Origin of the sequence: Halomonas nitroreducens (assembly GCF_003966155.1) — a bacterium.
Taxonomy (GTDB): Bacteria; Pseudomonadota; Gammaproteobacteria; order Pseudomonadales; family Halomonadaceae; genus Halomonas; species Halomonas nitroreducens.
Genome location: NZ_RXNS01000028.1, coordinates 26,937 through 35,926, shown reverse-complemented (window position 1 = coordinate 35,926; position 8,990 = coordinate 26,937). Strand labels below are relative to the sequence as shown.

The 8,990-nt window shown below is 70.7% G+C and carries 6 protein-coding genes; 2 read left to right on the top strand and 4 right to left on the bottom strand.

The features are described 5' to 3' along the window. Positions 1–119: 119 nt before the first annotated feature. Both EKG36_RS19715 and EKG36_RS19710 read right to left on the bottom strand, forming a co-directional pair. Positions 120–659 (bottom strand): response regulator transcription factor, encoded by a 540-nt coding sequence (locus tag EKG36_RS19715; RefSeq protein ID WP_126486988.1) that lies wholly within the window; start codon positions 657–659, stop codon positions 120–122. A 34-nt stretch (positions 660–693) separates the two neighbouring features. After that, the gene (locus EKG36_RS19710; RefSeq protein WP_126486987.1) at positions 694–1,965 is read right to left on the bottom strand and encodes an ATP-binding protein; all 1,272 of its coding nucleotides are present in this window, start codon (positions 1,963–1,965) and stop codon (positions 694–696) included. Positions 1,966–2,116: 151 nt separating this feature from the next. On the opposite strand from EKG36_RS19710, the gene EKG36_RS19705 reads away from it, so the two are divergent. Together EKG36_RS19705 and EKG36_RS19700 are read left to right on the top strand one after the other, a co-directional pair. After that, entirely contained in the window at positions 2,117–3,346 is a 1,230-nt protein-coding gene (locus EKG36_RS19705; protein ID WP_126486986.1) for an efflux RND transporter periplasmic adaptor subunit, read from the top strand. Then, positions 3,343–6,483, top strand: coding sequence for an efflux RND transporter permease subunit (locus tag EKG36_RS19700; RefSeq protein ID WP_126486985.1), 3,141 nt, complete (start codon positions 3,343–3,345; stop codon positions 6,481–6,483). Before EKG36_RS19705 ends, EKG36_RS19700 begins: the two co-directional genes overlap by 4 nt. A gap of 5 nt (positions 6,484–6,488) precedes the next feature. Here the strand turns inward: EKG36_RS19700 and EKG36_RS19695 are convergent, their stop codons facing one another. Then, positions 6,489–6,806: a helix-turn-helix transcriptional regulator gene (locus EKG36_RS19695; RefSeq protein ID WP_126486984.1), complete on the bottom strand. Its 318-nt coding sequence runs from the start codon at positions 6,804–6,806 to the stop codon at positions 6,489–6,491. Next, positions 6,803–8,152 (bottom strand): type II toxin-antitoxin system HipA family toxin, encoded by a 1,350-nt coding sequence (locus tag EKG36_RS19690; protein WP_126486983.1) that lies wholly within the window; start codon positions 8,150–8,152, stop codon positions 6,803–6,805. The genes EKG36_RS19695 and EKG36_RS19690 overlap by 4 nt, the downstream gene beginning before the upstream one ends. Positions 8,153–8,990: the final 838 nt, after the last annotated feature.

The window sequence follows — 8,990 nt, the reverse complement described above, 5'->3', positions numbered from 1 at the left end:
TTCCAGCTTCCAGCTTCCAGCTTCCAGCTTCCAGCTTCCAGCTTCCAGCTTCCAGCTTCCAGCTTCCAGCTTCCAGCTTCCAGCTTCCAGCTTCCAGCTTCCAGCTTCCAGCTTCCAGCTTACCGCCGTACCGGCCGCTTCTGCAGCTTGCGCTGCAGGGTACGCCGGTGCATGCCCAGCGCCCGGGCGGTGGCGGAGATGTTGCCGTCGTGTTCCTGCAGCACCTTCTGGATGTGTTCCCAGGTCAGGCGATTGATCGAGGGCGGGTGGTCCGCCACCTCCGCCTCCGGGTCGCCTTCCTCCTTGGCCAGGGCGGCGAGCACCTCGTCGGCATCCGCCGGCTTGCACAGGTAGTTCACCGCGCCGAGCTTGATGGCCTCCACCGCCGTGGCGATGCTCGAGTAGCCGGTCAGCACCACCACCCGACAGTCGGGGACCAGCTCCAGCAATTCCGGCAGCAGCTTGAGCCCCGACTCCTGTTCCAGCTTGAGGTCCAGGGTGGCCAGTTCCGGCTGGTACTTGCGGCCCAGGGAGAGAGCCTCCGCGGCATCGTGGGCCACCAGCACCTCGAAACCGCGCCGGCTCATGGCGCGATGCAGCACATGGCAGAACATCTCGTCGTCGTCGATGATCAGCAGGCGTTGGGCGATGTCTTGCATGGCATCCTCGCAGGGGAATCGATGACCGGGCGGATCAGGCCGCGGGGTCGCTTCGGGGCAGGGTCACCTCGGTCAGGGTGCCGCCCTCGGGGTGATTGTACAGGCTCACGCCGCCACCGAAGCGATTGATGGTGGCATGGGTCAGAAACAGGCCGATGCCGAGCCCCTTGCTCTTGGTGGAGACGAAGGTGTCGCCCAGCTGGTCGGCGATGGACAGCGCCACGCCGGGCCCATGATCGCGGATGTCGATCACCACTTCCTCGTCGTTCCAGTCGAGCTGGATGCGGATGTCGTCGGGGTTGGCGTCGGCGGCGTTGTTGAGCAGGTTGGTCAGCGCCTGGTCGAGGGTGGCGTCCACCGCCAGCCTGGGCTGGCCGCGACGCCCGGCGAACTCGAGGCGGTGCGACACGTCCGGGCGTAGCACCAGCCAGCGCTGCACCACGGCGGCCAGCCACTCGCCGGCCTCGCGGACCTCGGGCTGGGCCATGCGGCGACGATCGGCGCTGTCCACCAGCTGGCGCAGCCGCGACTTGCAGGTGTCGACCTGCTGGCGCAGCAGGTCGATGTCCGTTTCCAGCTGGGTGTCGCCCCGGGCGTCCTCGCGCATTTCCTGGAGCAGCACCGCCATGGTCGACAGCGGCGTGCCGAGCTCGTGGGCGGTGCCGGCAGCCTGGGTGGCCACGGCGAGTACCTGCTCGTTGCGCAGCGCCGCCTCGCGGGTGCGCGACAGCGCCTGCTCCCGGCCGCGCAGGGCCCGGGCCATCTTGTAGAGGAAGAAGGTCACCAGACCGGCGGACAGCGCGAAGTTCAGCCACATGCCCAGCGTATGCAGGTTGATGGTGGTCTCCGCTTGGGGCATGCCCAGCTGCGGTACCGGCTGGTAGAAGACCATCAGGAAGCTGTAGCCGGCCATGGCCGCGGCGGCGATGGCCCAGGCGTGGCGCCAGGGCAGGGTGGCGGCGGCGATGGTCACCGGCACCAGGTAGTAGTTGATGAAGGGGTTGGTCGAGCCGCCCGTGAAGTAGAACAGCAGGGTCAACCCGCCCACGTCGGCGAGCAGGTGGATCAGGTACTCGCGGTGGGTGACGGCGCGGGGACGCCCCAGGCGCCACCAGGTGGCGACGTTGATCAGGCCCATCACCAGGATCACCCCGATCACGGCGGGAAGGTCCAGGGCAAACCCCAGCCCCTCGATGCCGATGATGATGCCGGCCAGGAAGCCGGTCCAGGTGATCCCGCGCACGATGGTCAGGCGCACCAGGTTGCGGTTGGGGGTGGACAGCGGCAGGGGCAGGGCGGCTTGCATGGTGACTCCGCAGGCGGACGGTGCCGGGATGATAACCGATTGGCCCGCTGTGCCGCCTCTCCGGCCCCGCGGCGATGTGTCGCCCGGCTGCCCCCGGCGGGCCCAGCCTGTATATTGGAGGTTGCGAATTCTTGCCGATGGGCGCCGTTCGATGCGTAGACTGCTGATCCCGCTGATGATTCTTGCCCTGGGCGTGGCGGCCTTCGTGGGCCTGAGGGTGACCCGCCCCGAGCCGGCCACGGTGACGCCCCAGGAACGCAGCTGGCGGGTCGAGACCCTGACCGTGACCCTCGCCGATCGGGTGCCGGTGTTGCCCCTGTATGGCGAGATCACGGCCCCGGAGCGGGTGACGGTCACCGCGCCGCTTACCGCCCGGGTGGCCGAGCGGCCGGTGCGCGAGGGCCAGCGCGTCGCCGTGGGCGACCTGCTGGTCGCCCTCGACGACGCCGACACCGGTCCCCCGGTGGCGCGCGCCGAGGCCCGGGTCGCGGATCTCGAGGCCCAGATCGCGGCCGAGCGCATCCGCCACGAGCGCGACCAGGCCGCCCTGGTGCGCGAGCGCGAGCTGCTGGACAACGCCCGGCGCCAGCTCGAGCGCAACCGTTCCCTGGTGGCCCGCAACCTGGCCTCCCAGGCGGACCTCGACGAGGCCCGGGATGCCCTGGCGCGGGCGCGGGTCACGGTCAATGCCCGGGAGGGCAGCATCGCCGAGCACCCGGCCCGCCTCAAGCGCCTCGAGGCGGGGCTCGCCGAGGCCCAGGCCGGCCTCGCCGAGGCCCGACGGGATGCCCAGCGTGCCCGGGTCGAGGCGCCCTTCGACGGCATCGTCACCGGCATCGCCGCCGCCCCCGGGGAGCGGGTCGGCGAGGGCGCCGAGCTGCTGTCCGTCTACCCGCGGCAGGGCCTGGAGCTGCGGGCCACCATTCCCCGGGCCTATCAGGCCGAGCTGGCGGCGGCGCTGGCCGCCGGCCAGCGCCTGGTGGCGCGCGGGGAGGGCGCACGCTTCGTGCTCGCCGGCCTGGCCGGCGAGAGCGAGCCCGCCGGCGTCGAGGCGATCCTGCGCCTCGAGGGCGAGAGCGCGGGGCTGCGTCCCGGCAGCCTGGTGGACGTGCGCCTCGAGCGCCCGGTCGCCGAGGATACCCTGGCCGTGCCGGCCAGCGCCCTCTACGGTGACGATGTGCTCTACCTGATGGATGGCGACGGGCGCATGCGCCGCCTGACGGTGACCCGCCGCGGCCAGGTGCCGGGGCCCGACGGCGAGAGCTGGGTGCTGGTGGCCGGCGAGGCCCTGGCCGATGGCCAGCGGGTGATCACCACCCACCTGCCCAATGCCGTCCAGGGCCTCAAGGTCGAGCGCGACACCGGCGGGGAGGGGGCATGAGCGCTCGCCGAGGGGCGATCGGCTTCTTCGTCCATCACCGCGTGGCCGCCAACCTGGTCATGCTGGTGATGCTGCTGGGCGGGGTTCTGGGGCTGGCGCGGATGAACATCCAGTTCTTCCCGAGCTTCGCCCTGGACGTGGTCAGCGTGCGCACCGTGTGGACCGGCGCCGCCGCCGAGGACGTCGAGCAGGGCGTGACCATCCCCCTGGAGCAGCGCCTGCGCAGCCTCGACGGGCTCAAGCGCATGACCTCCACCTCGGCCCAGGGCGTCTCCAGCATCACCCTGGAGTTCCAGGAAGGCGCCGATCCGGTGCTGGCCCTCGACGACGTCCGCCAGCAGGTCGACGAGTTCACCAACCTGCCGGCGGACGCCGAGCCGCCCCGCGTCAGCCGGGTGGCTCGCTACGAGCCGGTGGCCCGACTGCTGGTGCACGGCGAGGTCTCCGAGCGGGAACTGCGGCTGCTGGCCAACCGCTTCGAGGACGCCCTGCTGCAGGCCGGCATCGACCGGGTCGAGACCCAGGGCCTGCCCGAGCAGCAGATCAGCATCGAGGTGCCGGCGGCGCGTCTCCAGGGGCTGCAGCTCAGCCTCGACGAGATCGCCGAGCGCATCGACGTGATGTCCCGGGACCTGCCCGCGGGACTGCTCGGCCAGCAGGACAGCACCCGCGAGCTGCGCTCGGTGGAGCAGCGCCGCAGTGCCGCGGGCTTCAGTGAGCTGCCGATCCTCAGCAGCGATCGGGTCCAGCTGCGCCTGGGCGATATCGCCACCATCCGCCGGGAATCCCGCGACGGCCAGGTCACCCTCAGCCAGGATGGCCGGCCGGCGGTGGAGCTGCAGCTGCAGCGGGCCGAGAACGGCAACTCCCTGGCGGCCGCCGAGACCCTGCAGCGCTGGCTCGACGAGACCCGCCCGCAGCTGCCGCCCACGGTCCACCTCGAGGTCCACGACGAGACCTGGCGGCTGATCGCCGAACGCATCGGGCTGCTGATCAGCAACGGCCTGGGGGGCCTGGTGCTGGTGCTCGGGCTGCTCTACCTCTTCCTGCCGGCGCGGGTGGCCCTGTGGGTGGCCATCGGCATTCCCACGGCCTTCCTCGGGGCCATGACGGTGTTCTGGGTGATCGGCGGCTCGGTGAACATGATCTCGCTGTTCGCGCTGATCATGGCGCTGGGGGTGATCGTCGACGATGCCATCGTGGTCGGCGAGGATGCCGATGCCCACTTCCGCCAGGGCGAGGCGCCCCGGCATGCCTCCGAGGGGGCGGCCAAGCGCATGGTCTGGCCGGTGCTGGCCTCGTCGCTGACCACCGTGGCGGCCTTCATGCCGCTGCTGCTGGTGGGCGGGGTGATCGGCAATATCCTCGGCGATATCCCGGTAGTGATGATCTGCGTGCTGGTCGCCTCGCTGCTGGAGTGCTTCGTGGTGCTGCCCGCCCACCTGCGCAATGCCTTCGTGCCGGGCGGGCCGCGTCGTGGCGGCCGATGGGCGCGGCCCCGGGAGCGCTTCGAGGCCGCCTTCGACGCCTTCCGCCAGGGCCCCTTCCGGCGCTTCTCGGCGCTGACCCTGCGCCACCGCGCCTCGACCCTGGCCGCGGCGGTGGCCGTGGTGCTGTTCACCCTGGGGCTGCTGATGGGCGGGCGGCTGGCCTTCAACTTCTTCCCCACGCCGGAGCCCAATGTGCTCTACGCCAACGCCGGCTTCGTCGCCGGCACCGACCGTGACCGGGTCGACCGGCTGCTGGCGCAGATGGAGGCGAGCCTCGCGGCCACCGAGGCGGCCCTGGGCGGCGGGCTGGTGCAGCACGTGGTGACCCGCCACGGGGCGACCCTGGCCGGCGGCGAGGCCTCCCGAGCCGGCGACAACCTGGGCTCGCTGATGGTCGAGCTCATTCCCTCCGACGACCGCGACGTGCGCAACGCCGAGTTCATCCGCGCCTGGCGGGAGCGCCTGGCGCTGCCGGCGGGGCTGGAGACCCTGACCATCACCGAGCGCAGTGCCGGCCCGCCCGGCAAGGACGTCAACGTGCGCCTGACCGGGGAGTCGGCGGAGGCGCTCAAGCGGGCAGCCGAGTCCCTGGCACGCTCACTGGGGGAGCTGCCCGGGGTCTACGACACCGAGGACGACATGCCCTGGGGCCGGGAGCAGCTGATCTACCGGGTCAGTCCCCGCGGCGAGGCCCTCGGCCTGACCACCCGGGAGCTGGGGCGCCAGCTGCGCGCCGCCTTCGACGGCCGCCTGGTGCAGGTCTTCCAGGACGGCCCCGACGAGGTCGAGGTGCGGGTGCTGCTGCCCCGCCACCAGCGCGAGCGTCTGGAGACCCTGGCGCGGCTGCCGATCCGCACCCCGGACGGGCGCTTCGTGCCGCTGGACCAGGTCATGACCCTCGACCATCGCCAGGGCTTCGAGGCGCTGCGCCATGCCGACGGCCGGCTGGCGGTGGAGGTCACCGCGGAGGTCGATAGCGAAGTCAACAGCGTCGATCGCGTGCTCGCCGGGCTCGAGGCCTCGGTGCTGCCGGCGCTGATGCGCGACCATGCCGTGCGCTACAGCTTCGAGGGGCGCTCCGCCGACCAGCGCGAGACCTTCGCCGACATGCGCATGGGGCTGGTGGTGGGGCTCGCCCTGATGTACGTGGTGCTGGCCTGGGTCTTCGCCTCCTGGAGCCTGCCGCTGATCGTCATGGCGATCATCCCGCTGGCGCTGGTCGGCGCCCTGCTGGGGCACTGGCTGCTGGGGCTCGACCTGACCATGCTGTCGCTGTTCGGCCTCTTCGGCCTGTCGGGCATCGTGGTCAACAACGCCATCATCCTGGTGGCCTTCTACCGCCAGCAGCGCCGTCAGGGGCTGGCCATCGATGCGGCCCTCAACGAGGCGGTGGTGCAGCGGGTGAGGGCGGTGCTGCTGACCTCGCTGACCACCATCGGCGGCCTCACGCCGCTGCTCTTCGAGACCTCGCTGCAGGCGCAGTTCCTGATCCCCATGGCGGTGTCCATCGCCTTCGGCCTGGGGCTCTCGACCCTGCTGGTACTGGCGGTGATCCCGGTGCTGCTCAGCTACCTGGAGCACCTGCGCGCGCGCTTCGGGCGCCACGCGGCGGAAGCGGCGCACGCTGCCGGCCAGAACACCGCCTGACCGCCTCAGGGCCGCTCGGCATCCTCGGCGAGGCGAGCCAGCAGGGCGGGCTGGCGGGGCACCAGGCCGACCCTCAGGCCCAGCGGGCGAAAGACCCGGTTCATGCTGGCCATGGAGGCGTTGCCGGCATCCCGTTCGAGATCGGACAGGGTACGCCGGCTGACGCCCACCAGCTCGGCATAGGCGCCCTGGGACAGGCCCAGCACCTCGCGGCGCAGGTGGCGCAGCACCTGTCCCTCGCTGAGCTCGCCGCGCATCAGGCGCCGCAGCTGGTCCAGCAGGGCGGCCTCGCGCTCCTCGGGGGTCATGGGTGTCGGTTTCATGGTGCCAGTCCCCAGCGCGTCAACCGCTGATCGAGATGGCCGAGCCCCACCGCCGGCATGGTCAGGATGCGCTCGGGGACCCCGCGCGCCGCCAGGCGCTCCGCCAGGCCCTGCAGGCGGGCCCCGAGGCGCTCCAGCTCGGCCATCAGGCGGTCCGGCTCGACCAGCTCGCCGAGGGCCCGGGCGATCGCGGGCCAGTCGAAGTCGCCGCCCTGTTCCAGCGGCGGGCCCCACTGGGTGGTGCGCGTCACCCCCTCGGGATCGGCCTTCATGGGGGCGAAGTCGTAGACCGGGGCGTGCCAGATGCCCTCCGGGCGCTTGAGCAGGGCGGCGTTGCGCCCGTGGTTGTCGGAGTTGCCGAAGGCCACGTTGAGCAGGTCGCGCTTGACCCATTCGATCACGAAGCCCTCCCGGTCGAAGGGCTCGCCCAGCTCGCGAACCCGATGCTGGCGCTCGAGCAGGGTGACCAGCCGTGCCAGCACGGCCGGATGGCGCAGGTGGGTCCCCGGGGCCGCACCGAGCAGGGCATAGACGGACTCCAGGCCGAAGCGGCACAGCCGCCCCTCGCGGGCCTCGACGTCGAAGCGGGGCAGCCACAGCGAGGGGTAGCGTTCGCCCTCGGTCAACTGCAGGCCCTGGCGAGGCACGGTGTCGATGCCGAGATCGGCCAGTTCCCGGTAGTAGTGGTACTCGGCGCGCAGGATGGCGCAGTCGTCGGCGCTGCGCCGGCCGCGGGGAAACTTGACCAGGAAGTGGGCATCGAGATTGGTCGGGTCGTCCTGCCAGGTGTCGATCCATACCGCGTCGTCGGGCGTGCGCCGCACCAGCAGCTTGGGCGCCTCGCCGCCGGCGCCGGTGGCCCCGCCACTGGCGGCGCCCATCTGCTGGGCATACTCCAGGAAGTCGGTATGGCGCTCGATGACATCGCGCAGCGGGAAGCGCTGCGCCTCTAGGGTGCCGCCCGGGGGGCGAGGCGGCACGGCCTCGCGGATGCGCAGGTTGCCGACCGGCGCGATGGTGCCCTGGCGCAGCAGCTCGGTGTCCTGCTCGCCGGCGGCCAGGTCCTGGATGCCGAGGTGCTGGATCCAGTAGCGTCGGCTCGCCCCGGCCGGCATGATGTCCTCGAGAAAGCCGAACCAGCGTTCGCCGTGGTGGCGCATCATCAGCTCGACCGGCAGGGTCAGGCTGCAGGCATGCTCGTCGTCGTGGGACATCCACTGCAGAGCGTAGCCCTGCAGGTAGCCGAGCCGGGCGGGGCCGCGCGTGCCACGCTCCGGCTGCGGGAGTTCCAGCAGGGCCGCGTCGTGCCACTGGCCCTGGCGGTAGATCTGGATGGTGAGCTGCATGGTGGACCTGTTGAGCAGGATAGTGCTCATAGTCTAGCGCAATTGCCAAACCATGAGCATTACATTGCTCATAAGTGACTAGCCCATGTAGTTATTGAGCAAGATGTTGCTCATGGGTGCGTGCTGTGCCTGACACTTTGCCACCTGCTGCTCAGCTACCTGGAGCACCTGCGCGCCACGCCGCGGAACCGGCGCCGCTGCCGGCCAGGACACCGCCTGACGCCTCAGGGACGCTCGGCGCCCTCGGCGAGGCAAGCCAGCCGGGCGGGCTGGCGCTCTTCGGGTGTCAGTGGGACCGTCGTCCTGGAGCAGCCCCCAGCGCATACGCCGATTAATGCGCAGTCTCTGGCACATTATGCTGCTCAGCCCTCAGTGCCCGGTTGGTTGGTTCACCGACCGATGACGGCGGAGCAGGGTGCCTAGCGGCATCTCCGACTCAAGTCGGGACGCGGGGCGGGGACTTTCGAGAGCATGTCAGGCCGCGCAACTGAGGGCAATGGGGCGCGGTCAGGCCGCGTCGCGCCGTCCAATCGATGGACCCCTGTAGGCCAGGGTAGCGCCAGGTCATGGCGGGGCGGGCGATCGCGCCTGCGTCGAACCTCCACATCCCCTCGCGCGCGTCGCCCTGTCATTCTTTTGTCTTGTCAATAGGTTATGGGTAGTAGTCAGCGGCAGCCTGCGGGCCTTGATGCATCGCAATGCTCGGGGCTTGACTTGCCTCAATGTACGGCTGAGGGCGTAATCAGACTGGCTGAGCGGTGGCTAAATCAATAGAATGTGCCCCGCTTATTCAACTCTAATTCTGGAAGACCAATGGATCTGGTCTTCTCACAGTTTT

Bases quoted from the DNA above. Each gene is read 5' to 3' on its own strand.
- EKG36_RS19710 (WP_126486987.1), bottom strand. From the start codon at position 1,965: ATGCAAGCCGCCCTGCCCCTGCCGCTGTCCACCCCCAACCGCAACCTG.
- EKG36_RS19705 (WP_126486986.1), top strand. From the start codon at position 2,117: ATGCGTAGACTGCTGATCCCGCTGATGATTCTTGCCCTGGGCGTGGCG.
- EKG36_RS19715 (WP_126486988.1), bottom strand. From the start codon at position 659: ATGCAAGACATCGCCCAACGCCTGCTGATCATCGACGACGACGAGATG.
- EKG36_RS19695 (WP_126486984.1), bottom strand. From the start codon at position 6,806: ATGAAACCGACACCCATGACCCCCGAGGAGCGCGAGGCCGCCCTGCTG.
- EKG36_RS19700 (WP_126486985.1), top strand. From the start codon at position 3,343: ATGAGCGCTCGCCGAGGGGCGATCGGCTTCTTCGTCCATCACCGCGTG.
- EKG36_RS19690 (WP_126486983.1), bottom strand. From the start codon at position 8,152: ATGCAGCTCACCATCCAGATCTACCGCCAGGGCCAGTGGCACGACGCG.